At 47.3% G+C, this 25996-nt stretch carries 20 protein-coding genes; 2 read left to right on the forward strand and 18 right to left on the reverse strand.

Translation table 11 applies throughout. From position 1 onward, the window contains the following. Positions 1-29 precede the first annotated feature (29 nt). The 9 genes from ACVBEF_RS04600 to ACVBEF_RS04640 form a co-directional block, all read right to left on the reverse strand. Complete coding sequence (locus ACVBEF_RS04600) at positions 30-1721, reverse strand: DNA cytosine methyltransferase (protein ID WP_447122768.1); 1692 nt, start codon at positions 1719-1721, stop codon at positions 30-32. 107 nt (positions 1722-1828) lie between these two features. Then, positions 1829-8311 carry an Eco57I restriction-modification methylase domain-containing protein gene (locus ACVBEF_RS04605; RefSeq protein ID WP_447122769.1) on the reverse strand — a complete coding sequence of 2161 codons (6483 nt, stop codon included), beginning with the start codon at positions 8309-8311 and terminating at the stop codon, positions 1829-1831. A 217-nt stretch (positions 8312-8528) separates the two neighbouring features. Then, the gene (locus ACVBEF_RS04610) at positions 8529-9494 is read right to left on the reverse strand and encodes a nucleotidyl transferase AbiEii/AbiGii toxin family protein (RefSeq protein WP_447122770.1); all 966 of its coding nucleotides are present in this window, start codon (positions 9492-9494) and stop codon (positions 8529-8531) included. Further along, on the reverse strand, positions 9491-9982 hold the full coding sequence (locus tag ACVBEF_RS04615; protein WP_447122771.1) for a helix-turn-helix domain-containing protein: 492 nt from the start codon (positions 9980-9982) through the stop codon (positions 9491-9493). The genes ACVBEF_RS04610 and ACVBEF_RS04615 overlap by 4 nt, the downstream gene beginning before the upstream one ends. Before the next feature lie 139 nt (positions 9983-10121). After that, on the reverse strand, positions 10122-12641 hold the full coding sequence (locus tag ACVBEF_RS04620) for a zincin-like metallopeptidase domain-containing protein (RefSeq protein WP_447122772.1): 2520 nt from the start codon (positions 12639-12641) through the stop codon (positions 10122-10124). Between the two features lie 12 nt (positions 12642-12653). Then, entirely contained in the window at positions 12654-12929 is a 276-nt protein-coding gene (locus ACVBEF_RS04625) for a hypothetical protein (protein WP_447122773.1), read from the reverse strand. Between the two features lie 200 nt (positions 12930-13129). Continuing rightward, entirely contained in the window at positions 13130-14248 is a 1119-nt protein-coding gene (locus ACVBEF_RS04630) for an LPD7 domain-containing protein (RefSeq protein WP_447122774.1), read from the reverse strand. A gap of 294 nt (positions 14249-14542) precedes the next feature. Further along, positions 14543-15121: a KfrB domain-containing protein gene (locus ACVBEF_RS04635; protein ID WP_447122775.1), complete on the reverse strand. Its 579-nt coding sequence runs from the start codon at positions 15119-15121 to the stop codon at positions 14543-14545. Between the two features lie 91 nt (positions 15122-15212). Continuing rightward, positions 15213-15509 carry a hypothetical protein gene (locus ACVBEF_RS04640; RefSeq protein WP_447122776.1) on the reverse strand — a complete coding sequence of 99 codons (297 nt, stop codon included), beginning with the start codon at positions 15507-15509 and terminating at the stop codon, positions 15213-15215. Between the two features lie 394 nt (positions 15510-15903). On the opposite strand from ACVBEF_RS04640, the gene ACVBEF_RS04645 reads away from it, so the two are divergent. Beyond that, a complete protein-coding gene (locus tag ACVBEF_RS04645; RefSeq protein ID WP_447122777.1) occupies positions 15904-16536 on the forward strand; it encodes a S24 family peptidase in 633 nt (210 codons plus the stop codon). Here the strand turns inward: ACVBEF_RS04645 and ACVBEF_RS04650 are convergent. The 9 genes from ACVBEF_RS04650 to ACVBEF_RS04690 form a co-directional block, all read right to left on the reverse strand. Further along, entirely contained in the window at positions 16520-17461 is a 942-nt protein-coding gene (locus ACVBEF_RS04650) for a queuosine precursor transporter (RefSeq protein WP_447122778.1), read from the reverse strand. The genes ACVBEF_RS04645 and ACVBEF_RS04650 overlap by 17 nt on opposite strands. Positions 17462-17695: 234 nt before the next feature. Next, positions 17696-19066: a hypothetical protein gene (locus ACVBEF_RS04655; protein WP_447122779.1), complete on the reverse strand. Its 1371-nt coding sequence runs from the start codon at positions 19064-19066 to the stop codon at positions 17696-17698. Between the two features lie 230 nt (positions 19067-19296). Further along, positions 19297-20556 carry a ParB/RepB/Spo0J family partition protein gene (locus ACVBEF_RS04660; protein ID WP_447122780.1) on the reverse strand — a complete coding sequence of 420 codons (1260 nt, stop codon included), beginning with the start codon at positions 20554-20556 and terminating at the stop codon, positions 19297-19299. Positions 20557-20594: 38 nt separating this feature from the next. Further along, positions 20595-21404 (reverse strand): ParA family protein, encoded by an 810-nt coding sequence (locus tag ACVBEF_RS04665; RefSeq protein ID WP_447122781.1) that lies wholly within the window; start codon positions 21402-21404, stop codon positions 20595-20597. Between the two features lies 1 nt (position 21405). Further along, positions 21406-21663, reverse strand: coding sequence for a hypothetical protein (locus ACVBEF_RS04670; RefSeq protein WP_447122782.1), 258 nt, complete (start codon positions 21661-21663; stop codon positions 21406-21408). Positions 21664-21888: 225 nt separating this feature from the next. Continuing rightward, positions 21889-22257 carry a hypothetical protein gene (locus tag ACVBEF_RS04675; protein ID WP_447122783.1) on the reverse strand — a complete coding sequence of 123 codons (369 nt, stop codon included), beginning with the start codon at positions 22255-22257 and terminating at the stop codon, positions 21889-21891. 190 nt (positions 22258-22447) lie between these two features. Next, positions 22448-23782, reverse strand: coding sequence for a TrbI/VirB10 family protein (locus ACVBEF_RS04680; RefSeq protein WP_447122784.1), 1335 nt, complete (start codon positions 23780-23782; stop codon positions 22448-22450). After that, complete coding sequence (trbG, locus tag ACVBEF_RS04685) at positions 23779-24666, reverse strand: P-type conjugative transfer protein TrbG (protein WP_447122785.1); 888 nt, start codon at positions 24664-24666, stop codon at positions 23779-23781. The genes ACVBEF_RS04680 and trbG overlap by 4 nt, the downstream gene beginning before the upstream one ends. A 138-nt stretch (positions 24667-24804) precedes the next feature. Then, complete coding sequence (locus ACVBEF_RS04690; protein ID WP_447122786.1) at positions 24805-25551, reverse strand: VirB8/TrbF family protein; 747 nt, start codon at positions 25549-25551, stop codon at positions 24805-24807. 182 nt (positions 25552-25733) lie between these two features. Between ACVBEF_RS04690 and ACVBEF_RS04695 the strand changes: the two genes are divergently transcribed. Further along, a complete protein-coding gene (locus ACVBEF_RS04695; RefSeq protein WP_447122787.1) occupies positions 25734-25976 on the forward strand; it encodes a hypothetical protein in 243 nt (80 codons plus the stop codon). The last annotated feature ends 20 nt before the right edge of the window (positions 25977-25996 follow it).

The raw sequence follows: 25996 nt of genomic DNA on the forward strand, positions 1-25996 counted from the left end.
AAATACCTCCATAAAATTCACAGTAAAAATTATCTACTTATTCCAGCTTCCAACGCTTTGCCTTTTTCGGCGACCTCACGAACAACTCCGTGGCCTCGGCTGTACACGACATCGACTGAGGCTCCTAATAGCGGCGTGTCATCAAGCAAATCTAACTGATGCACCACTCCTGCTCCCCGTCCTGCATCTTGAATTACTACATCACCGTCGGCTACCACCACACGCCCGTAATAACGCCCACCCTCAGCGTTGGCCAATGTTAAAGATGCCAAAATCTCGCTGGCCATTGTGGCACCAGTAGCCGAAACCAGTTCGGTGCAGTTGAGTGGGGTCCTGTTTGCCAACGAAACAGTTGTCCGCCCTGCGAACGCGTTCATCGCGTTACCAATATGTTGGCCAACGTCACGAAACCCTGGAAATACGATGCTCTGTCCAAGAACTTCGTGCGCGACGGTATTACTTAACCCACTGATCAAATGCGGCGGAATGCTTTTTACGGCCGCATGTTCTAGCGGGGTTAGTTGCCTTAATAAGTCAGGGTTATTTGCATTTCGTAATTTTGGATCAGTACTACGCACCTTCCCGTAGCCTTTGGTGATGGTATTAACGTGATCAGAATCTTCAGAATAGATTTGCATTGAAAATCCTTTTCCTTGTGCTTTATCCCGTACCTCTTTATCACGCAACCCCTGCATCCTGGACCATCGCGGATCATCATCAGGTATCACCTCCAGTACATCGCCCAGACGACGCTCTGCTGGAACTGGCGGCACGAGTTGATCGAAATCAAATTTGATGCCTTGCGTGACGGCGACCATGCACCATCGATTTCTGTTTTCGAGAGCGCCCCACTCTTTCCCGTTTAAGAATTTCTCATGCGTCTCGTAGCCAAGATCCCGAAGCTGATTACGCAGAATTGAAGCACTGCCGGACTCGGCGTAGGCTGGAACGTTTTCATACAAGACAATAGCCGGATTTGCTTTTGCTAATAGGATCAAGCTGGCGACGACAAGATGGCCTACCTGCTCATGATCCTCGGGCTTTGACAGCCCTTTTTTACTGCGGCCAGCCGGACTGGCGCCGCTACACGGTAAAGAAATTTCCATCCCCTCAACCAAAGGGATGCTTGCCAAACCACGTTCGTCGAAAGCCAATTCTTGCATAGGAGCAGCATAGACCTTTGTATCGGTCGACCATGCATCATTATGCATACGCGCATGCTCCAAAAGTTCTGGTCGAATTTCGTTCGCAAAACTGAGTTTACTTTCGATGCCAGCACTGGCCAGTCCAGTATGGAACGCATGCGACAGTATGCCGCCACCATGAGACAGACTTCCGATCGTTATCGGTTCTCCCGACTCAAGTTTCTCTCGCAGACGGTTAAATCGTTCTTGTTTTTTTAATTCCGATGCCAAAGGTAAAATAAAAATTTCACCATCTTTGACGGCGATACGAACAGCAGCCATGCCATCGAATACGGCCAGAAGCTCTTTGCTATTTAAATCTATGACCGGATTTGTCTTTTCACCGATCTTCTTACCGGATACAACGCGTGTCCCATCAGGATTCGCTTGCAACACGACCATCCTGCCATGAACATCGACGTCAAAGCGTGTTCCAGGATTGAAACCGCCCAAAGATGCCAAAGCACCCTCAAGCCAAATTCTTGGCGCTCCTTTGTTCTGACCAAGCTTTTTCACGTAATAGCCATTTAACGCCATTTTGTTACCTTGCTTCTTACCACTGTCACTATTTTCCCTGCGTTCCGACATATTAACCTCACCAATAGCATTAAATTATTTTAATGTTACCCAGACGCAACAGCGATTTATCGCATAACTTCTCGTTCCTGCGTACCAGACTGCCGCACAACGCCCTTACCGCCCGCATACGCAATCTTCACCGCCTGACCAAGCTCTGGCACTACGTCGAGAGGCGCGATCAAATGGGCAATTTCCTGGCCACGCCCACAACTTTGAATCACCATATTCGGCTCCACACGGATAATCTCGCCAATATGTAGCCCGGTGTTGACGGTTGCTATCTGCGATGCTGTCTCGATGACTTCAGCGTTCGGTAAATTAATTTCCTCAGCACGATCTGCCGCTTCGATTTCAGCTACAGCAGTTGCATAACCAAGAGAAATCAGCATACGCTTTTGCTCTGCCAATGCGGCCGCAAACATGACTTTCTCTTCCGGTTTAATCGCAGCCGACGAGTTTGCTTTCATCAAAGCTCGCTGCACTTTTCCATGCTCAGAAATAGCACCCGCCAACGCATCAGCATCGTTGAAAGGTTGCCCAAGTAATTTTCTGGTTCCTTCAGCTTCGCTGACGTATTTATCAATGCGATTATTTACACTGTGTATTTTTTGCTCAATTGCGTTTGCCCAATTTTCCATACGAGTGACAGCACCACTTGGTGATAATGCTTCGATCAAATGCTTATCGCCGTCGGGCATCATCATCGTTACTTTGGTCTCCCATACTTTTTCAAAGGCAAATAAAAGGCCCCGATAATGTATGTTGCGAGAAGCCCCCATTTCATTCATCGCCACGGCAATTTTTCCCATAGCGGTCGTCATCATAGAATTCTCGTGCAATACTTTTCCTTCGTACACCGCCAATGTTTTTGCCAGGTTACGGCTTTGGAGCAAATCAGTTAATTTCGCTAGCTCTGCCGGTCCGGATCTCTCAGCATAGTCCACGAAGCTTTTCAAACGGTTTCTGAGCATGAATTCACTGTCATTGTGCGCACGCGCCAGAGTCCGCAGCTTCTTGACTTCGTTTGATAACTGGGTTTCGCGCAGGATGAGTGGATTGCCTGATGCCGCTGCTTTCATATCTGCCGAATTGGCGGCTTCGGAGGCAACATCTTCGATTTCGTTATCGCCTTTATAGTTACGCAACTGGTCAACCCCTGCCGCCTTATGCTCCAACAACTGCCAGCGACGTGTGTCGTAGGTTTGCGCTGTTGCGTATCTGTTGACTTCAACAAAGAAGCCAGCCGGATCGCGATCGTATAGGAGGTTCCCACGCCGGATAATACGGCCTTCGCGTTGCTCCAAATCTGAGGGCCGCCACGGCGCATCAATGTGATGCAACGCGACCAGGCGCTTTTGCACGTTCGTGCCAGCTCCCATTTTCGGAGTTGATCCCAATAAGAAGCGAACGTCGCCAGCATTCACCCGTTTAAACAACGCATCTTTTGCTTGTGGCGTATCGTGGTCGTGAATGAATTCGACTTCATTTTCTGGTACACCTCTGGCGATCAGTTTTGCCTTGATATCATCGTAGACGGAAAATCCTGAAACGCCGGTCGCACCTTCAATATCTTTCGCTGAAATTTCAAAATCTGCCGAATCACCTTCGTCATCTAACGCAAGGCTGTTTTTGTACTCATCAATTTCATCTTCTTCGATCATTCTTGCGCTCTCGCGTATGTCGAGCCATTGTTCCTGGCCGCCTTCCTTTGCTATAAATTCAGACACGAATGTATGTGCCGATATTTTTGAGTCGAATCCCGATTTCAGGACTTGTCCCGAGCCGGGGTCGTACAGCGTATAAGTTCGTCCTTTCCCCTTGCCTTCTGCCACCAAATAATAGGGAAAACCTTCATAGTCTTTCACCGTATGCAGTGTCCCCTTCTTGTGCGTGACATGTTCTTGATCGTTGCGAACATAGATCCGTTTTTCGTTGCTTGCCATCTTGGCTTTGGCAGATAACGGTATCGACAGATCACAAAATACTAACTGCACGCCTTTATCAGCTTGCCAGGCCGCGTAGCTGGTAAGCATGTTTCCGATCGCAAGATTAATTTTGCTGCCACCGAAGTCGGCCGCACCGGTGTCAATTAACCGATAATCCAGACCCGCTTTGTTTGCCAGACCCGTCAGCGATAAGGCATTAATCTTGCCTTTGGTTGCGCGCGTCAGATGGCGAATATTTTCAAACTGGCCAACAATTGATTTTGGATCAATTGTCATTTTTGGCGTCGTTGCCATGATCGCCAGAGCGTATGCCGCTTCTTCTTCGGTTTCAAAGATCCTTACGCAGCCGAGACTCTCCAACTTCCAATTTCCCTCTGCTTGTTGAGTAATCGATACCGGCTGCGACAAATCCATGTCAAAGCGTGGGCGCGCGTTTTCATCCTTTTGGATTTCTGGTACACCGAAGAATTTTTCCTGAAGATCGGATCTTTTCGCCACAATATTTTGTGGTCTTCCACCGCGCATTTTTGGAACCGGAAATATTCTTCCGAGAGCAATTTCTTGCGCCTTCAAATCCTCTAGCGTGACAACATCAGCAAAGCTGCGATAAGAACCCATGAGCGAAGCGAGATTTTTAAATTTCGCAAATCGTTGAGAAAGTCGATAACCGTTTCCAGACGGTGCGACTTCATACACCGTTTGCACATCACCGTATTGTTTTGCCCACGTATCGAAGTGGTGTAAGCCGTCTCTTTTGAGTGACTCATATTGCATGAAGCGCTGCATCGTATACATTTCTGCCAACGAATTTGAAACAGGGGTTCCTGTGGCAGTAATCAGCGGTGCATTTTCGCCGTAAGTCTTTTTAAGCCATCTGATTTTGACGAACAAATCAAATGCTTTTCCAGAGCCGGCGGGATTCCCCAGGCCAGCGACCCGACTCATTTGTGTTGAAAAGAATAGATTTTTGAATTCATGTAATTCATCGATCGCCAGAGCATCAACACCCAGATCCTCAAAGTTCACGACATTGTCTTTATGCCCGGCCTTCTTGTTTAGCGTATTGATTTTCGCTTGGAGGTTGCCCTTGATTTTTTCCATGTCGCGGATGATGTTGCGATCGCCACGCTCTTCTTTCATTGCACGAATGGATGAAGAAATTTCGTCGAACTGTTCTTGCAATATCGCATTCTCAGCATCGAGTGGTACGCCTAATTTTTTCAATGAAGAATGACCAATAATGATGGCGTCCCAGTTACCGGTGACGATCTTGGAAAAGAATTTTTCGCGATTATCTTTATCAAAATCCTGCGGGGTGGCGGCAAGTATATTGGCACCCGGATATAGACGGTAAAAATCGCTTCGCCATTGCAGCGTCAAATGATTCGGCACCGCCAGCATCATTTTTTTGGCGATGCCCAAGCGACGCATTTCCATCGCAATCGTCACCAGCTCATAGGTTTTACCTGCGCCGACCACTTGATCGGCTAATAGCGTTCGATCCTGCAATGCGCGCCATACAGTATTCTTCTGATGCGCCAACAATGATATCGCGGGGTTCATACCTGGAAACGTCAAGTGAGATCCGTCGAAGCGACGACCAACGATTCTGTTGAACTGCTTGTTATAGATATTCGTCAGTTCGTCTGCGCGATCGCCATCCGACCATAACCAGGAGTCCCAATGCCCTCGGATCTTGTCGCACTTTTGGCGCGCGGCTTCCGTTGCGGCTTCATCGGTAACGTAGCGCTCTTTACCGTCTAGCATGACCTTTTTTTTGACCTCGATTGCGCGTGAATTCATGGTCTGCGACAAGATATCCAGAGCACTCATACGCTCGGTACCGAAGGCATTATTATTCTTTGCAAAATCAATGCCTCCACTCACATGCGATGCCCAGTTCGCCACACCTTTCACATATCCAAACAAAACTGAACCACCCGAAATTTCCTCTGCAAAATCGGAATACACAGATCCGGGTATCCAGGCTGCGCCTATGGAAGCAAATATTTCTGATGGCAATTTATCTTTGGGTATGACAGAAGACAACGCTTCGACGTTGCGTAGAAATGCTGGATCATTGACTGCTGCGGCTTCTGCTTCTTCAAACCGGGATTTAACGTCGCCGGTCAGATACGCATCGGCAGTCATCAGTCCATCGATAGGATCATTGAATACCAGATCGCCAAGCTCACTGATAATCGCCTCACGATCTTTGCCATAAGCGCGTTGCATGTATTCCATATCGACACGACCAGTCATGTTTAATGCATGCAACAGTGCGTCTTTAGCTGTTTCAACATTTGCTATTTCGACAGGCGGAAACAGTACGCGGCGATGCAAGATATCAGCCTTTGTAGCGCGCGCAGGTCGTGATTCGAGACCCAATTCCGCCGCCTTTGTCGCAGAGATTGCTTTCTCGTAATCGAATTCCAGCGCCTGAATTAGCGCAGATTCGGTGTCATCCATAAAAAGACGACGGTTGGTGGCATCATTTAAAAAACCATTCTTGCGCTGGAAATCGTTGTAGATCCGGTTCAATGCTTTACGACCATCCTCAATTTGGTCGTCTGTTGCATCGGATGATCGCTCAAGTCGCATTTGGTGCCGCATCGTCTCGCGGATGTGAATCATCCCGCTCATGCGTTCGAATGCACGCTGATTTGGCGGCTCCCATGCGGTAGATCTGTGATTCCCGAGCATATCGGGCAAACGTTGATGGATGATATTTTCATCCAGGTAGTACGAACCTTCTTTGACCCCATCTGGAATAGCCACATCCGGCGAATCAAGCTCCACCGCAGACCGAACCAATGGCACATAAATGTTGGCTGGAAGCTCCTCGACCCAATTGGCCAATTGGTCGGCAAGATTTCCATTTGGATTAACGGTGTACGCATTTCCGCGATAGAGCCCGGATGCGGCATGCTGCGTACCAAGTACATTGTGAGGATTTTCGAGGAAATAATCATTGATCGGCGTCTGAGTCATCCCGCCTGTCTCAGGATTTTCAAGATTCACATCCGTGACGTTGAGCCAGTTCGGCAGCGCTTGTCGGCCCGACATTGCTGAATCATCCAGTCGCCGAAAAATCAAAATATCGGTCACGACCTCTGTGTTGGCATTTTCCTTGAAGGCTGTTTTAGGAAGCCGAACTCCTGAGATAAGCTCGGCACGACGAGAAATCCATTGCCGCACATGCGGGTCGAGCTTGTCCAGGAAATGGTGTGACACAACCATCGGCATCACACCGCCTGGCCGCAACATATCGATGCTCTTGGCGAAAAAATAATTATGGATGGACCAGCCTGAGTAAGCGCTGCCGCTGTCGTCGGTGACCGCCTGACTACCAAACGGGGGATTTCCGATCACCATGTCAAAGTAACCTGCCGGAATTTTGAAATCTTGAAAACCCGTCGCCTTTGCAATTTTTGCGTTTGGATACAAGCTGGCGACAATCTGACTGGAGAGAACATCCAGCTCCACACCGTGCAATACAGAATCTCGTCGCATCGTCTCCGGCATTAACCCGAAAAAATTACCGACACCGACTGATGGTTCCAATATGCGGCCACTACCAAAACCAAGCCGTGTCACGGCGCTATACATCGCGTTTGCAATGACCGGCGACGTATAGAACGCATCCAGTTGGGACCGACTTGCTGCCGCCCACTCACTATCTGTCAGCAGATTTTTGAGTGCGTTGTGTTGTTTCGACCACTGCTTGTTATTGGCATCAAATACACCTTTTAAACCGCCCCAACCGACATACCTAGCCAGTATTTTTTGCTCATCCGGTGCGACACGGCGTTGTTCTGTTTCTAGTTTTTTGACAATCTCAATCGCCTGAATATTGTTGCGGAATTTTTCTCCCAGGCTCCCCAGATCAATTAGGTCCTCATCAGAAAGAACATAATCCACCAGCCTTTCTGTCACCGGGTTTATGCGATCGGCGGGGCTTCCTGAATCTCGTAAATCTCTCGGATCTCGCGTGGGGACAGATGCCGCAGATTCGGCTCTGCTGCCATGACTTCCATCTCCTGCTCCAATTGTGTCTGGATGCATGTCAGGAACGTTTGCGTGTTCACCAGCTTGTCTACTCGCTTCGGCCATCCCAGTCGCCATCTGTTGGCGATCGATACCGCTGTGGGACCCAAATGTTCGATCTGGTCTGCTAACGCCGCTGGATATGCGTTCCGTTGATATAGTTCTTCCATGATTTTCAAACTCCTTTTCTAAAATATGATTTGTAAGTGTTTCGTTGTCGTTTGCTAACGCGCTGTCACTACTTTCAGATAATCGTAACGCATGACCATTCACACCGCACCTGGCGGCCTCGACGATATCGCGCTGTACGCTGGCCATCAACTGGGCTCTGTTTTTCAGTGATGAGATGGCAAAACCAGCACCGAGTAATACGCGGGCGGCGGCATCTGTCTTCAACGTATTTAATTGCCGGATCGCACTTCCTAAATCGCGTCTGCCGAGTGCTTCTTCAAATCTGATTAGCTCTGGCGGTAACCAGGCATCATTTATGATAATCGGCGGTGCGGTATTGTTGACCGTCGTTTCCTCTGTTGCCCCAAACATGTCGAGCTGCATATCACCTCATCAATAATAGTAAAAATTGGCATTAAAAAATTATTTGGTGGCTTGATTTCAATTAACGCTAAATTGACACTTAGTTAATGACCTATGTTGCCCTTGGCGATATTAAATAGCGTCCTAAATTAATGAAATTTAATTATGATATTAATAAATTCCTTTAGTGACAAAAGTCGAGGCATTAAGTAGCAATAATGCCTCTCCTTAATTCCGGTTACCGTCCGCGATTGTTGTCCGTCTCGCGGGGATGCTTACCCATAAAAGATAATTCGCTATTACGGTACCGGAAATTTACGCTCGATGATTCATTCGTCAATGCCTCACGTGTACTGGCCGTAAGCTGGTGCAGATCGTGAATAGCGACAGTATTACGGCCAAGTGCCTGAACCAGATGTGTGGGGGTTCGATGAATGATGGGACCAGAATAGTGGCCCTTATCAAAATCAATAGAAACCACTACAAAGTTTTTCTGCATTGCAAAAGTGCGTGCCTCCTGCTCGGATTGTGCTTTGCCAGCAATTAGTCCATTGAGATAGCCAGTGGCCACTTCCGCCGCATGCTCAAAGGTCGGATGGTAGCCAATTGTTTCGACGCGATTAAACTGAGCAATGTAGTTGGGACTTGCTAGTTTTAAATGCCGCATAAATACCTCTAAATGCCGATGCATGAAAGGTATGGTAGCTTCCAGGGCTTGCGGCTCACGCTCGATGACTAGTGAGAGATCGAATAAATCGCGGGCAGTTGCGCAGTCCCCGCGATGAAACATTTTTTTTGCAACAATTTCAGCCGCTGTTTCCACGCGTACCTCTCGGCCGAAGAGATTCCAAAACTCAAAGGCATGCTGTTTGGGTAGAAGATTTGGAGAAGCGACAAAGTCAATCTCGCCTTCTTCAAGGATGAGTTTCACAAAGTTTTCAGCTTCAATATATTGCGATCCGCAAAGCATTTCGGCCGTATCGCTTAGGCGTGGATTGATGTATCCCAGGCTTTGTGGATCGGGTACGAAGATATCGATATCTTTGCTGAAGCGGTGTTGATAGCGGAGCATCAACACCGTGCCGCCACCGAAGGTAAAAAAGGGGTCTTTGACTCCGCCGTGCGTCGAGATTTCGTCGATAAGTGTAAGTGCCTTTGGGAGTAGTGTTTCCCATATTCCAGATACCAATTCAGACTGCTTCATATCCAAAGTTCCTTGCGTCCATCTGAGTAAATTTTGGCGAGTTTAGCTACGTTTAGCCAGATTTCGGAGGGTGAACGGTGCTCCAGCCTCGCCGCCTCCTCAACGGCCATCACCACGATACCCACTGGTGCTTCGTCCAACAGGTGGCCAATATGCGCTTCGTAACCGACCGGCGCTTGTCCTGTTGCCAGGATTTGCTCAAGCATATTTTCGGTCAGTTCACCGACATAGCTGACGCTAGAGGTTTTCGCTGCCATCCACAAACCGCGCTTTTTCTTGCGGGCATCGAGCGATACGCTGTCAAAACTCAATCCTAGTACCGAGAGCAAGCTGGCTACGCGTTGAAAACTGAGATCCTTAATCGTCCCTGCCTCTAAGCGCTGCACTGTCTGGCGCGATAAATGTGCCAGCTTCGCCAGACGATCCTGAGTTAGCCCGATCGCCTCCCTGCGCCCCCGTACTTCTTTCCCAACAGTTCTGATATCCATTTGTAATACCTCCGCAACCAGTATAGACGACCGATTGAAAAAGCACAAAATATTGTACATCTTCGCTCTGTGATACGACGACCGAGTAGTAGGCTTAATACAGAAAAATTTCTAAATATCCTTTAATTATGCTAATTACTTAGCGGCTATGTCCAGTACTTACTTCCCGTTTCTGTGTTGAATCAGGTGATCTACTTTTTCCAAGCAGAAATCCTGCTCCCTGTTCAATCAGTTGCGATCGTAATTGATCTATCCCTTCCCTCTTCGCCAAGTCATTCCAATCAGTCGGTCTGCCAGTTAACGATGCAAACTTTGGTGTCACAATCAATGCACGGGGTAATTTGACCAGAGCCGCTGCTGCCGCTTCTGCTCCACGATTTCCTGTACGCAAAGTCTTAATCTTCTGTTCGCCTGATGAATCGTTAATGGCAATTTCAAGAATCGCCTTATTAACAATATTTAATGTAGAAACATCGTTTTCAAATGAAAGTTTGTATCTTCCTTTTGGTCCTTGATACGACTGCCCGTCGGCGATAGCCTCACCTAATACGATACGCCGAGTCGCATCAAATGCTGACCTTACCTGAATTTCACCGGATGTCGCGCCATCCAGCGACGGGCCTGCAACGATACCTGTCTGCAACAACATTTCGAACGCCCGCTCGACAAAGAATTGATCGTTGTCTGCACCGATGACAGGAGTCACCGCCTTAGGAATGTTGCTTCCGATTTCTGCGATCACCGCTTCCAAATTACCGGCATCAAAACAATTTGCGATGACCCAGCCACTGGACTCTCGCAACGAGGCGCTCGTAGCGAAACCTTCCGCAAAAGCTAGCGCACCCTTTTCAGGCAATGTATCGGCGCCAATCAGGTCGAATAATCCTTTCTTTTTGCCTCCTGCCATAAAGGTCTTGATCTTCCCATCATCACTAATCGCTTGCAGTGACCATAACTTCCCTTCGAGATCGCGCAACGGGCGCAACAAATATGACTGATGTGGACGGATGATTGATTTTCCTTCGGTATTTGAAAATGCCGGATATTCAAGCAAAATATCACCCTGCGCCATTTTTGCACCGTGCGCCTCTATCCCTTTTGCTTCCAAATATCCATGAGTTGTAGGGTCTGTAATGTGCGATGCCCGGTTCCAGAGAGCATTCGCTTGCAACGATACTGATCCTTGCGTTACCGCCACTTCTTTTGCAAGTTGTGCATCCCTTGCTTGCGCATCAGCACGCATACGGGCCAGTTGTTCCGGGGTTAGCTCAGGACCGTCATAAAACCATGTGTCCTTGGCCCCGGACTTATGATTCATGATTACGGCATAAGGAGTACTGTTTCCCGATGCATTACCCGCTCGACCGTCAAGGTAAAGTACGTAGGCTCCCGAACGATTAGAACTCTTGGCTTCAACCGGGGCGTAATGCCATTCGCCATTCATCGCTTCCTGCATTTCGCGCTGTACCCGGTCAGTAATAGTGAGGCCGAGTGCCCGCATCTTGTCCTGGATTGATGCAATCATGGTGGATTTTGACGGCATCTGCGGTGCTGCCAGGCTGGATTGCCGGGGATCCCACGCCTTCAGTTTTGTGATGTCAGCATCTGGCGGCGCGAACCATAGATTTTCAATCCCAAAGTAGAGCGCGCCAGCAGCCATCGCATCGTCCTTTTGCCGAAAAGGTACGGCCAGTATCGTTTGTCGATGATCGAAAAGATATCGTAATCGTGCCAGATACTGCCCCCGCGTCGTCCCACTTTTCTTTTTACTTTGGGCGACGCGATCAGGCGTTGTTGTGCGAGATTTTTCCACAGCGACTTCCTTTTCAACAGATTTGACATGCCACAGTACCAGCGCTGCCATCTTTTCAGCATCCCTCGTCGCGCGGAAAAATTCACCGGGTTCTGCATGCAATATGTTTCGCCACTCTTCTACAAAACCTGCATGGCGCGCAATATTATGCGGCAAGCCTAAGGCAACACTTAACTGCATTGATGCCATTTCTGCTCTCATTTCTTCGCGGGCATAGGACGGTGTGCCAGCAACGCCTGTTACCGACCTTTGCAACTCAGAGGCACTACCGTGAGAAAGTTCATGTACCGCGACACCGATGTAGTCACTAACCGATGGAAATGAACGCATCGGCGGCATATGTACTTTCCCATCCTCACGCGAATAAAATGCCTGATCAACCTGGTCATGCACTATATCGATCTCAAATTTCGGCAATAACCGCGTACCCAGTGTTTCCAACGGCCAGTCCCTACGCGGCGCTTTCCATTCCGGCAAACCGATGACTTCTGCTGCGTTATACAACCGATAGGCCTTCACCTCGGGAGCGGATAACACAAGGCCATCAGTGCCAACGGACTTCGCAAACTGAATAGTTGTGCCGGCGACACCTTCAATAACGGCAGCGCCCATAGACGCAAGATTGTCTTCCGTAAAGAAGCGCGGATCGGTCCAGCCACGATCTGCCATTGTTTGCGCCAACAACATCGCGTTACCACCCGACAGGGGGACATCCTGGTCTTCAGTCATCGCAATGGGCATGGACTGCAATACGCCTCGAACGTCGCGTTGCCAAAGCGCGGTCCCAGCCGCCAGACGATCAGCGAACAATTTCGCTACCTGTTCAATGAAAGTGGCAGTTTCCATAATGACCTTTACTTAAGCTGATTGCACATCGAGAAAATAGGCTGCGGCCACGCCTTGCAGCACAAACTCGCCAACAGCAATTTTCCCGACGGTAAGTAGTGCATCACAATGTGCGGGGGAAAGATTTGGTAATGTGACAGGCAAAATTTCATCGCCACTCATTGCGGTCAGCGAATAAGACTTTCGGTCTACAAGTAGCATGCTGGCGAACTCCAAACCACAATCACGCGGCACGGCCAGACAAACGCCGCCTTCAGAGAGAAACACTTCGATTGAAATTACCTCCATCATTGATCTTTCGAACTCGGTATCTCTTTGCGCTGTGCGCTCGAATCGATACCGTTGTTCTGGGCGGATATAAAAATTACATCCGGGTTACGCAGCATCATTTTTTGAAATGCAGCATGCATCCTATTTTTCGCTTTTGTAGAATGATCGTAGCCCTACCGGATGACGGGTGCATGCGATCAAGTCGTGTTTCATTTCAATTAACGTGCCACACTATTTTCCTGTGCTTTGGATAGCGTGTTACGCATCTGCGGCTTACCACAGTGATACTGGATATCGACTTTTTCTCCTACCTCTGGCTTCGTATCAAACTGCGTTAACGCATGCGCAAGGAATTGATTGCGACCGCCGTTTTGAATAGCATAGCCGTCCCGTATATCTACAATTGTCCCGACGTGACGTCCAACAGAAACCACCTTAGCGTTTTCAATGTGGTGCTCACCTGGCACGCGTAACTTTTCCTCACGCGCCTGTTCAAGTTTTACTAAATCTTGCTCAGTGGGAGTGAAATTAATCACTTCGATGCCCAGCAATTGAGCTTCGAGCCAACCGCGTGCAACATGTTCAGGCTTACCAGCAAGTTGAATGCTTTCCCATCCTTTTACTTTTGCCAGTGCCATCACCGCCTGGTAAGCATCCGTCTTTTTGTCATGCACGATGACGCTCTCGCCTTTATCAATAAACGCGGGCGTCTTTGCATTATTGCGAAAATATTGACCTGAACTTGGCACACGTTCTTTGAACATTTTGTTGGGTAACGAAAACGCGACATATTCAGGTGTTGGCCGCCCATCAATGACTTTGTCGTCTCCGCTCGTCTTTAACACCGGGATCACTGATAACTCGTCACTTACCAACGGAGGGGGATTACCGACTTCGCTCCGACCAACGATCAGATCGGGATCCAGATCAGCACTAGTATCAACAGGAACAACCGTATGCGTATTCGTCTGGCCGGGAGCTGGCGTAATAGATAACTCGGCCTCGGGCGTCAGGCGCTTACGCGCTTCTGCCAGCATTTTTTCCAGAGTCGGAATGCCACTAACTTCAGAAGCGTTATAGACAATTTTTTCAGCCCATTGAGATGGGCTGTCATCGCGTATGAATACTTTGACCTCGTGCGCATCTTGCCGGACTACCAGCCCGGCAGCTTCAACCTCGTTCGCGGAAACAAAACGCGGGTCGTTCCACTTGAACTCTGCCAGAGCAGCAAATAATCGATTCACATTTTCGCCAGTGAAGGCCTCGCCCTGACCCTCTGGAGAGAATGGGTTGAACGACGTTCCCGAACGGGCTATTTGATCCATTGTGTAACTCATGGTGTCCTTTTCGATAATGATTTAAAAGACTATTTATTGACTGTGACCTGAAAGTAAAACTACCGAATCATCAGGGAAACATCCGCTCTGCATTGGCACCCGTTCTTGTCTCAGTTGCCTTACCTGACCAAGCTTTCTTTTCTGCATCAATCATTTAACTCTCCCGATATACTCAATTTATGATTTTAAATTTCAACATGGCATTTTTAAATTCTATAAATCCGTATTAATAATATTGCCAGCTCCTGACTGTAGGGGCATCGACTACCCCCTACATTTCTTTAGTCACTAAAATTATCTACTGCGACCACCGCGTTCCTGACCTGGCGCAGTTTCTTGAACCTGAGCAAGTTTTCCATCCTTTGGATAGTTCACTTCCATCATCGGATACAGCATATTCGGTGCTCGCTCTAGCTTGGCTAAATCATGTATGACCGCTTCACGCCCTACTGACTGGACGAGATGATGGGATGTCTTAACAAGTGGCTTCCCAATGTAACTTTGTCCGGCTACCGCGTCACGGATCACAAACGATGCGCCGACGATTTCGCGCGCCTTACTCACAGCCAGGTCACGAGAAACATCAGTGTCAGCGTGGTGCGCATTTACGGCTTGCGCATATCCCGTCGGGGTTGCGTTCAAATCGCCGATCTCGGACAATTTACGCAAAAGACCCGATACCCCACGCGAAATTTGCGATGTGAATAACCCCATTTCTCTGGCGACATCAATACCTTTCTCACCGCTCACCATCACTCTTCGGCATGCTTGAAGCGTATCAGGGCCCAGTCTGGTTTGCTGAGCGACCTTATCGAAAAGGGTCTCAGACCATTGCCCAGGGTTACTCTCCTTAGGTGGTGATTCATAAATCATCGTCTATCCAACAATAAAAATTCCTGAAAAGGGGCTTTAAACATGACAGCGCTTGGTATTTGAAACCGGCCAGCTATCGAGGGCAAAACACTTATAACAATCCAGTACTACTCGACGCGCCACGATTTTCGTCTGTAAAAATGTCACCGAGGAGACTGTTATCAAGGTAGAGCATAAGATCAGATAATGCCACAGCATCGCCAGTCATTCTGCAAGTATTCATTACTTCTTGCTGTGCAGTTTGATCCAAACAAGCGCAAATAACATTAAACGAAACCAGTCCCCCCTCATAACGAATTACCGGGACTCTCAGGGCCTCTGCGACTTCAACCGGAAGACTGTAATTTTCATCATCGGTCACTGTTGCAACATTTATATCAAACAACATCCGTCAACCTCCTAATTTTACTTATCGACAATACAACGGTACAAATTAAATTTGAATGATTGGTTCAAAATTATTGCCGGATAGAATCACATTAACACCAAATTAACACTTATATACAATATTTTTATGTTATTAACATTGGCTACTAGGTTAAGATTATTGGGGGATCTTTTTACATCAGCATGTCAGGACCTCTGCCATCCAGTTTTATGTTTTGGCAGGACAAATCCGTTCTGTTATATTCACATGTCTAACGATTTTAAAGGTTACCACGAAGAAATAAAACTTAAAAGAGTTTTAATTGTTGTTATTTAAAACTCGAAACTGAGGAACACCTGACAACAGAAATAAGTAAAATGACAAATAATCAAATCCCGACGTACAGAAAAATCCTATGACGGTACTGCCCGAAGTTTCAAAAAATATAAAATTGGCAATGGAACGCGCAGGACTCTCTGAGATAGGCCTGGTAAGAGCTACCAAGCTACCTCAAACGACCGTCAACCAGATATTGCGTGGGCTAACGAAAGACCCTCGAATGAGTACGTTGATGCTGATAGCGGAAACACTCGACATTACCGTTGACCAGCTCATCGGCTTAACGCCGTTATCAAAAGCAAAACAACAATTTGCCCCGGTTTTAGAATGGAATGAAGTTTTAAACTACTTGATGGACGAAAAATATCCCTGCGCATATAAAAAATGGCTGGCAATAGATAGCGACAGCGCACAAAGCGACATGCGCTACTTCGCTCTTCAAACAACGCCCTCAATGGAACCTCGATTTAGACGTGGATCACTTATCATTATTGAATCTACGGCAACTTTCAGAGACTATCAAATTGCCTTGGTCTCATTAAATAACAATGAACCAGTTCTTCGCAGAATAATAAAAGACGGTGCAGATTTTTTTCTTAAAAAGATTCATCAAGAATATGGGGAACAATTCATGAAAATGGAGAGTTCCGATAAAATTTTAGGATTCGTTATTGAAACCAGAATTGAAGAAATTAATCATCAGTTTTAAGAGAGAATGGATTGAACTTAGTATTTACATCGTAATAATCAATGCTATCTTTATTTTTCAAATAGGCAACTATTTTATAAGTTAATGGCAACATCACTATTTCATAGATAACTTTAAACGTGATTTGCGTAATAACTATTCCAAATACAGATGAGTTCGTCATAACACCATAAAACGCGATCAAGCAAAAAATAAAACTGTCTACAGATACAGCCGCCATGGTACTACCAACGACTCTGGCATAGAGATGCTTACCGGCAGTCAACACCTTCAATCTAGCCAGTACCATTGAGTTAATAAACTCACCAAGAAAATACGCGATTGATGAAGCAACAAATATCCTGGCGTAAGCTGTAAAAAGCACCTCATACGCGCTTTGCGCATTATTCGTATTAACCATCCATACTTCAGAAGCGGGGACTTTTACAACAGCCCAAAAGCCTAGCAATACGACAGCACTACATAAAAATCCACACCAGATAATTAATCTGGTAATTTTATAACCGTAGACCTCTGTTAAAACATTACTAAATGCATAAGTAATAGGGAAAAATATTAATGCAGATGGAAACTCAATCGTAGTATTAAAAAATGGAACATTAATTGCACCAATTTTGAATGCTGTCAAATTTGAAAGGATTAAAAAACAAACAAAAAACATGCCTAAAAATACGACATTTTTACTAATGAAATTTTTCTTACGTGGAAACTGTTTAACTAATTCAAAATCACCTTTGTATTCAACAGCAATAAGAAATCCAAGGTGTGCTACATCCTCATGTGAAAATTTATGAAGCCATTCTTTTGTATAAATTTCCTGGATATTTTTTTGAAATCTTTTCGCGGAACCATTGACGATAATATTAACTAAAATACCATGTTTTTCATTTGCTTCTACTACACCGGCAATTTGATATGATTCCATTCCAATCACTCTCCAATGAGTTCAAACCATCATTTTACAACTTAATTAAGTTGTAAACGAAGATGGAAAACTCCAAACTCATCCTTTCATGAAATGGCTTTCTCAAAGATCACGCGCGACGATCTCTGCTCGATCCTATCCATTGCTAAACATTTTTACCGTTCAGCGAGCACGATTAACCACGTAATCCAGCGTATCAATCCCATCCAAAAATTCTTTCCCGGCTGCAAATATCTATTTCATCGTCGTAACAATAAAAGGTGCTTCAATTTCGCCGGCATTGCGTACCTGCACCAGTCCGACAGATCGGGGAATAATCCGATTGTGTACCGCAAGATCAAAGCCGAGCTTGCGTACGCAAAGAGCACGGTCAACTTCAGCAACTCCCAACACAACCTTGAATGCCACGTTCTTGAGAAAATCATCTGAGAACGCGTTGGGGGACTGCGCGGCACACCATAATGCCAAACCGAATTTTCGGGCTTCGTTGGCAATCACACTTAAAATATTATCGTCATCTTCGTAAGCAAAGCGACTGGCCTCGTCAACGACAATGACCTCAACTACATCATTTTGCTCGCCGCGCTGCACAGCCCGATCAAAAATCCGCCGCAACACTACCGCAACAAACATTCGCTGTTCGGGTGTACCAAGCGGCTTGAGAACGTAGCGCCATACAGGACTGCGCGGATCGAACGGTGGTGTATCTGATCGAAAAATACCTACTCCGCGCAAGTTCTGTAGTCGCTCATACACAGAAGTAAGAACGTCAACTGAGTTGTACCGTAATACTTCGTCTAATTCCCGTCCGGTTTTGACGCTTTCAAGAAAAGAATCGAAACTCTTGACCGCCTTCCCCCGATTCTCATCCAATTTTAACGACAGAGCATCGAATTCATTTGCCGCTAACACTTCTCCCTTTTTGGCCAAATCCATTACCTTACGATGGAACAAAGCCGCGGCGCGATGATGATCTTTGAGAAAGGCCATCGCAGCACCGTTTCCTCCCATGAATAAAGCTTTCAATTTTGATTCCGAGAACGCAACCAGATCATCCAGCGTTGGAGAGGCTTTAAACATCACCCTGGGAGACCACATTAATAAATCGCCCTCATATCGTGATCGATCTACCCACCAGCATTTCAAATCTCCGTCCCAATCACCAAACTTCTGACCATTTTCCCCGCGAATCAATTCTTTAAAGCGGTCACGCTGATCCCATGACACGGCCAGATACAGACGATTTTCTTTCCCTGCCAGCCGCTCCCGAATAAGCGCTGGATCTTCTGGTATCCAGCTGATCGGCTCGTCGATTTTGAATCCACGCATATCATAAAGATCTTCGAGCAAATACCGCAAAACCGCTTCTTGTTTCGTCCCAATAGTTTTTTGGCGCTTAACTGCTTCAATAAATAATTGGATAGCGCGCCGGACCCCGCCGAAATGTGGATCTGGATTAATTTCCAGTGGATTAAAACCCCAGGCAGTGGATTGAGAAAACAATACTTCTGATGCGCCCGGTATCGCGATATCTCCATGTACATCGATGACATGAACCCGGATTGGACGCCGTAATTGGGCCGCCGAATTGATGAGTTGGCGCACTGCATCCCGCATCCGGTGCGTTTTTCCCATACCGGATGTGCCAACAAACAGACCATGCCCGTTGATGGCGCGCTGGGTATCAAGTGTGACGGCAACTGGCGCACCCGAGCGAGCGTTATTTGATACACCAAATGGCACCAGCATCAAATTCTCCAAGCAATAGCATTATTTTATTTTACTTTAGCCACTAAAGAGGTGGCACCAGCAAGCTGGTAACCACCACTTCATTATTAGCGCAATCCGTTTAGTGCCTGAGCAAGGGCAACGCCGACGGTTTCTTCTTCAACGTTTTTACCTGTCAACTGTTTGACAAGAAGAACTGCCAATGCAGACGGCAGACGAATCTCAGCTTCAATACTTGCCATGTCCTTGAGCACATCAGCGTGCTCTACCATCAAGGCACCCAAAACACTGACCGGAAGACGACATGGGACTGCGGTGTTGCCGACAACCTTTGGCGGGTTATTCAGAGTCACCGCGCCATTGACACCAACCGGTGCCTGAAATGTCGGCGATCGTAACGACTCGACCACATTTTGCGCAATCTGATAACCACCATCCGAGTCAGCAGCTGTTACGACGCCAGGAATACTCAACGCGTTGGGAGCTGGAGACAAATCAGTCGCAGCATCGTTGCCCTGCATCGCAGCACTAATCATCGCAACACGTTCATCCGTTTCCAAGCCCGGTATGTTGATACCTGATGGAAGCGACGTGTTGTTACCGGGCGCTGCTGTATCACGGCGCGATTTGATCACGCCGGCCATTGATTTGTAGTGTTCAATATTGCGGGAACGCAGCGGCGGCGATAGCTTGCCAGTCGATAAATCCGCATAAATGAGTTCCTGAATCTCGTCGGGTAAAACAGACAAAAGATACAAGATTTCCGGCGACTCTACATAGCCTGGAGCGACCCATTTTTGTTGCTTGATTTCATCACCAAAGGTCAGATACCGCGTGACCCATCCTGCCGACTTTCGTAACGCCCGGGCAATTTCCGCCTTCGACATCGGGGTTGGATTGTCTTCTGATTTCTTCAGTAAGAAGATGATCGAATCCGCAATTTCACGATCAGTCAAATTTTCCCGATCGGTATTTTCTGCTAATTGCAATGCAAACGCCGGTAGTCCATCCAAATCGTTACGAATCTTTGCTTCGATTGTTTTAGCACCTTTGAGCATGCTGGCGCGAGTACGTCGCTCACCGACCCGCACAAGATAACGCCCATCAGGCAACTCGGAAACAGTGATGGGGTGAATCAGACCATGGACTTCAATGGATTCACCCAGTTCAACCAATGCAGCCTGGTCTGCTTCTGACACGATGCCGTCAAAAGCATGAAAAGCCTTACGCGGTTGCTTAGGATCGAACACGCACTTATCGAGGTCAATTTCGACGGTCTGATCAACCCGTTGCGGCGCTTTGGCGCTTCGCGCAAAAAGTCGCGACACGGTGCCGCCCGAAGATGCTTTTTTGTCAGTTGCTGTCATATTCTCTCCACTTCAATACTTATATTTATCAGACCGGATTACGAGACCAGTTTGGTGCATAAATCCAACCACAATTCGCGTAAGTCACGATCCGCATTTTTTGCAGCCCAAACCGGCATCGCAGGAACGCCTTGGATCGCATCGGCAACCGCAGTGCGAATCGTCAAAGTCGGCGCGATTGATTTTCCATATTCATTACGCACAAATTCCTCAATCCGCTGATGCGAACGCGCCCGCTTATCCAACCGATTCAACACCCCTACCCATTTCAAACCGGGATTGAGTCTGGAGGCGGCATCGATTGAAGCCAGCACATCCTGAAAACCGATCACTGCCGATTGCTCTGGATCCATTGGAATGACTACCTTATCCGCCCATACCAGGGGAGCAAGATGTCTGACACCTACCGCTGGTGGGGTATCGATGATAATCACGTCGAAGTTCAGTGCCCGAAGTGTCTGCCGTATAGCCGGCCCCATCATCATTTCTTCCACGGATTGGTTGTTGTCCCACTCATCTAATCCCTGATGGCCGTGCAACAACCAGACACCCTCATGCTCAGTCTCGCGAATCGCAGACTCAGGAACCGTTCCTGTCTCCAGCAACAATCCGGCACCACCGACCGTCAATTTTTTGATGTCAATATCGCCGCTCAGAAACTGCGAAATATTGGCTTGAGTATCCACATCGATCACTAAAGCGCGCTTACCCATCTTGGCAACAGCCTTTGCCAAGTGAAAAGTAATAGTTGTTTTACCAACTCCACCCTTCTGGTTATTGACTGTAATAATTTTCGCAAATTTACTTTGTCTCAACCCATTTACACCTTGCTTGACGTCTTTTGCCATTTTACACACCTTCCCAATCAGGTTCAGTCCGGGGTATTTCCTCGATCTTTTTCTTCAAACGGGCCTGCCATGAAGGAAGTGAGCGCATACGTTGCAACATGACCTGTTGCGCTGACACGTTCCCACGTTCGCCTTTTGTGAGAAACATACGATTGGCACGCAACGCAATCTCTTCGTAATGGGCAAGCAATTCTAGCTCGGGGCGAAGCGTAATCCCGATCGTTTTAGGCCGCTCACTATCCTTTTTTCTGACATTCATCGTGCACCTTTGAACTCGTAACATCAACATGCGACAAGAATAGCACATTAACGAAATTATGTAATGTCATGAAAAAAATTTCTTTAGTAACTAAAGAGATTTTTTACTACATCGAGTGGGCGAGCCAAACTTTCGACTACTAATTAGTGCGCCATTCCGCACACACCAACAAAAAGACCAGCATTGGAAGCTGGCCATTAATGTAAAGCATTAGCATTCTCGCTATTACGTCCTCGGATAAATATAGGTTACCCACCACATCACGGCCGTATACAAAAATGTCTTACGCGTAATGCCATAGCGTTTGTAACCGGGATATTCGACGTTGTTAATGTCCTCCAAAATTTGATCTACCATCATGGCAATATCAGAAGATAACGTCACATTTGACACTGTACAACCTGGCCCATTGCGCATAGGCGCTTCGCGCCAGGGTAATGGTGGTTTAGCCGCCCAAGGTCCGACGTTGATAAATTTTTTCACCATGTCGTCATACAAGAGATGCAGGCTGCCATAGTGCACTATCGCTAGCTGACGCAAATACATCTGAACATGGCCCGGCAAAACCGTCTGCATATTTTCAAACCGTTCCACTCGCATATCTCCAGAACTTTATAATAAAGCTATTCTAACAAATTATTTTCTTAATAGTACGAACTCAAACCATCACGATAACTTTAGTGACTAAAATTTGTATCAAAATAGCAAGGATGAGCTTCATGTCGTCTATTAGCTATCTCGGCTCGTTACAGGCAAACAAATTTTAGTTGCTATGTAAGCCATCTCAATATCCCAACTTCTGTTTTTTTGATGCCCATGGGCCAGGAAAAACTATCGTTAGCGGGACAACAATATTAAACCGCTCACCCAGTTCATTTCGTAATGTCGGTTGCACTTGCAGATATTTTCCAAGCATCTGCCCACCCAATTGACCAAACTGCTGGGCTAACGCAGTGCTTACAACCTGAGCGCTATTTAAACTTCCGGCTTGCCCATTGTTGTTCGAAGTTTGAGGCACCGACAACTGAACCCCGGCAGTCACCATAGACATGCCCAAGGTCACTCCAAAAAGTCTGAACCAATGATTGTCCACATCGGCATCCAACCCAGACTGACCCGACACATCCGCTGATGGCATTCCGGCCAGATTCAGTTTTTTCCCATCCGGGTAAATCAATGTGTTCCAGACGACCAACTGCCGTGACTGTCCCAATGCCACGCGTGAATCGTAGCTACCGATCACTTTTGACGTCGAGGGAATCAATAAAACATTGTGATTCACCGATGCATAAACGTTTTCACGCACATGTGCGGTAACCATCCCGGGCAGATCAGAATTCACACCCATTTGGAGAATCGCCGGAATCACCGAACCCGCATGAAGTTCGTAAGGCGATTGTGGATCAACCACACTATATGCATGCTGCCCTATTGGCGCATTTCCACCGTTTTTCATAAAGTTTAGTTTCTGTTCCTGATCACCTTGCATCGCCAGCGATGCCACTGAATCAGCACCCGCAGCGCTCATCCCGGCCAATTTCAAATTAGCCTTCAAAGCATCCAGCGCCATAGAAGCGGCATTTTTCGTGTCCGGCTCACTGCCCTCCTGAAATTTTTTAGCTTGCAATCCATCCGAACGTGCTTCCTGCTCGCGCTGCTCTCGTTCTGCCTGCTTGCGAGCGGCAGCAAGTTGTTCCGGTGTCTGTAGCGCACCATTCGCACCATCGCCAGCACTTTCTGGCGGAACAAAATTTGGCCTACCGCCGGCAGACGCCGACGAATTATCGAGCCGCCCCGGATCTGAAACCTTAGAACCCAAACTGCCTGCTAACTGCGTCCCTTTCAGGTCTGTTGGAATTCCAAGATGTTGCGTCGTTTCTTTTTTTGCGTCTGCCGCCTCGATCGCTTTTCCCTGTCGGTCTTCAGTGTTTTGGTCCATCTTGTCCAAGGCCAGAAAAAACATCAACACAACAATTGCCACCAGTGCCACAAAACCGAAACCGAGTTTCTTACTCATGCCGATACTGGATTTTGGCTTCGGTGAGATGTGACCTTTCATCTCACCGCCCACTGGCAAGCTAGCGTTAAGAGAAAACATATCCCCGGTATGTTGACTCACGATCCACTCCCCCAGCCGTCCCAGGTCCATCCCGCTTTTTTTCTCCAGCGGATCGTCACTTTTTCTTTCCCTACAATCAGTTTTGCTGATGTAAATAATCGATCAACAATATAAAATTGTCCACGTGTATGCAAATTCACTACATTTTCTTTACCTTCGTCATCAATCAGCGCCAATGTTGGCGCTTCACCACTTTGCAAAACGCTGGCTGGCAATTGAATGTAGACCTTCACGCCATTATTGAAAACGCGTAAAGGTTTAAAGTCCGCGTTACCAGAAATCTGATAATCGAAATCCAATTCATCAGGAGAGCTAGACTCTTCCGTTACGCGCAGATCATCCTCTTGTTTAACAGCCACTTCCTTGACATTAGCGCGAGCATTCCAAGACTCGACCAACTCATCCGGATAATAAAATCCGACACGATTCAAATACACACCCTCCTCTTTAGGTGCATATAGTTTGATGTGATACGTTCGATGATCGGTCGTAATGATCGCGTTAGATTCGACCGCGTTATCTCTTGGTTGAATCACCACATGCTGAATGGTTTTCCCTTTTTCAACAGAAGTACTCGGCGACCATGTCCAGCGTACTCGGTCGCCCAAAATGACATCCACTACTTTCTCTCCAGGCTGCATTTCAACATCGCACGCTCTCGTGGGGGAACACGTCAACTTCGGCATACTCTGACCATAAGCGAAAATGATCTTGCCATCATCAGACATGATCGGCTTAGCCTTATCACCGCGCTGCCAGGCCTGTGCCATCGCTACTGCAGCGTCTTCCAATTTCAAAAAACGCTTTCCTTGCGCTTGCACGCCATTACACAAAACAAGCAAAAAAATTGAGACGACGACCTTATTACTCACGTTATTTATCATTTTCACTCCAGTTCAAATCCGTTGTTCCTATCCTTAGGACTTACGCAAAACCGTCCCAGCAAGGCGTGCCGACAAAGACAGTACGAGAGTACGGCTAGGAGAGCACAACGCCGCTGGGGCGATTTTGCGTAGGTTCTATTACATCTGCTTTGCCCAGGACAACGATGTAATAGTGAATCCGGTCGGGTTATGCGGCAGGTCATCTTTTCCACCCGGGCGCAGTTCGAAATGCACGTTAGCCTTCCATAGTTCTGGATGCGGTAAGGGCTCGCCCTTCAAGTTGTAACTAGTCTCAATCCATTCGACCGTCCAAAGATTATCGGACACCGGTATTGCGGACTTCACGTCAACCGAAATGGTCCGATTGACCGCGATGTCGTTAGGTTTTCCGCGCAGCAGCAGCTCGCGTTTCACATAGCCGTAAGCACTTTCAGACAAGCGATCAAACGCCCGCGTCAGAAACATATTGTTCGCAGCGGCATCGGCTGTCACCATCCTGCAATTTTCGAAAAATTCGATCATCTCTCGGAACGTCAACTTCTTTGGATCATTCACCGCATCTTTTCCACCGATAGCACGAACAGCCAAAGTCCGTCCTAATTTGTCTACCTCAATCATGTAAGGGACGATTTTTGACTGAGATCCGATATAGATAACACCCCCAATACTGCAAGCTGCCAACACCAGTCCGAATAAAGCAAATTGACGCCAATTTTTAACCTGAGCGGCCATGCGCAGGAACCGATCATCGTGATGCAAAGCAGCCAAAACCCAGGGAGCATCGGGATGTTGCGGCATCTCATCCCCTACTTCGGAGGTTGTCGATAAATGCACACCTGGCGCGGCTTGCCCGGTTTGTTTCATTTTTTTATTGAAGAAACTCATTTTGGAAAACTCCTCACAATGCAATAATAATTTTCTCAGCAACATATAATGTTGTATATCTTTAGTGACAAAAGATATGCAACAGCAATTTACCTCAGCCATCACCGCGAGTATTCATCGATATATTGACCGCATGATTATCACCAGTAGTCTGCTGTCCTAGCTTGTCCATGATCTTGCCCATGCCATCACTAAAACTCGGTTTCCTGTCACTATTTTCCTCCGAAGTATTGCCATCGCCACTGCCTCCACCAATACCCGCCGAACTTGCGTCTCCCGCTCCGATATTCGATCCGCCCGGTTGCGAACCGCCGCCGCCGGAAGCATTAGATGCGCTGTCAAATTTGGCGGCACTCGCTCCGTTTGGATCAGAAGGAATTGCCCCACCTACCTATCGATTCGTGCTCGATGAACCGGGCGCTTAGAGAAGCTATCACCGACTGCC

The organism is Glaciimonas sp. GG7, from assembly GCF_052976905.1.

What these genes read in the sequence shown, in the direction of transcription:
- ACVBEF_RS04615 (WP_447122771.1), bottom strand. Translation starts at nt 9,982, where the DNA reads ATGGATATCAGAACTGTTGGGAAAGAAGTACGGGGGCGCAGGGAGGCG.
- ACVBEF_RS04600 (WP_447122768.1), bottom strand. Translation starts at nt 1,721, where the DNA reads ATGGCGTTAAATGGCTATTACGTGAAAAAGCTTGGTCAGAACAAAGGA.
- ACVBEF_RS04635 (WP_447122775.1), bottom strand. Translation starts at nt 15,121, where the DNA reads ATGATTTATGAATCACCACCTAAGGAGAGTAACCCTGGGCAATGGTCT.
- ACVBEF_RS04645 (WP_447122777.1), top strand. Translation starts at nt 15,904, where the DNA reads ATGACGGTACTGCCCGAAGTTTCAAAAAATATAAAATTGGCAATGGAA.
- ACVBEF_RS04620 (WP_447122772.1), bottom strand. Translation starts at nt 12,641, where the DNA reads ATGGAAACTGCCACTTTCATTGAACAGGTAGCGAAATTGTTCGCTGAT.
- ACVBEF_RS04605 (WP_447122769.1), bottom strand. Translation starts at nt 8,311, where the DNA reads ATGCAGCTCGACATGTTTGGGGCAACAGAGGAAACGACGGTCAACAAT.
- ACVBEF_RS04670 (WP_447122782.1), bottom strand. Translation starts at nt 21,663, where the DNA reads ATGAATGTCAGAAAAAAGGATAGTGAGCGGCCTAAAACGATCGGGATT.
- ACVBEF_RS04665 (WP_447122781.1), bottom strand. Translation starts at nt 21,404, where the DNA reads ATGGCAAAAGACGTCAAGCAAGGTGTAAATGGGTTGAGACAAAGTAAA.
- ACVBEF_RS04690 (WP_447122786.1), bottom strand. Translation starts at nt 25,551, where the DNA reads ATGAGTTTCTTCAATAAAAAAATGAAACAAACCGGGCAAGCCGCGCCA.
- ACVBEF_RS04610 (WP_447122770.1), bottom strand. Translation starts at nt 9,494, where the DNA reads ATGAAGCAGTCTGAATTGGTATCTGGAATATGGGAAACACTACTCCCA.
- trbG (WP_447122785.1), bottom strand. Translation starts at nt 24,666, where the DNA reads ATGATAAATAACGTGAGTAATAAGGTCGTCGTCTCAATTTTTTTGCTT.
- ACVBEF_RS04640 (WP_447122776.1), bottom strand. Translation starts at nt 15,509, where the DNA reads ATGTTGTTTGATATAAATGTTGCAACAGTGACCGATGATGAAAATTAC.
- ACVBEF_RS04650 (WP_447122778.1), bottom strand. Translation starts at nt 17,461, where the DNA reads ATGGAATCATATCAAATTGCCGGTGTAGTAGAAGCAAATGAAAAACAT.
- ACVBEF_RS04625 (WP_447122773.1), bottom strand. Translation starts at nt 12,929, where the DNA reads ATGGAGGTAATTTCAATCGAAGTGTTTCTCTCTGAAGGCGGCGTTTGT.
- ACVBEF_RS04660 (WP_447122780.1), bottom strand. Translation starts at nt 20,556, where the DNA reads ATGACAGCAACTGACAAAAAAGCATCTTCGGGCGGCACCGTGTCGCGA.
- ACVBEF_RS04630 (WP_447122774.1), bottom strand. Translation starts at nt 14,248, where the DNA reads ATGAGTTACACAATGGATCAAATAGCCCGTTCGGGAACGTCGTTCAAC.
- ACVBEF_RS04695 (WP_447122787.1), top strand. Translation starts at nt 25,734, where the DNA reads ATGCCATCACTAAAACTCGGTTTCCTGTCACTATTTTCCTCCGAAGTA.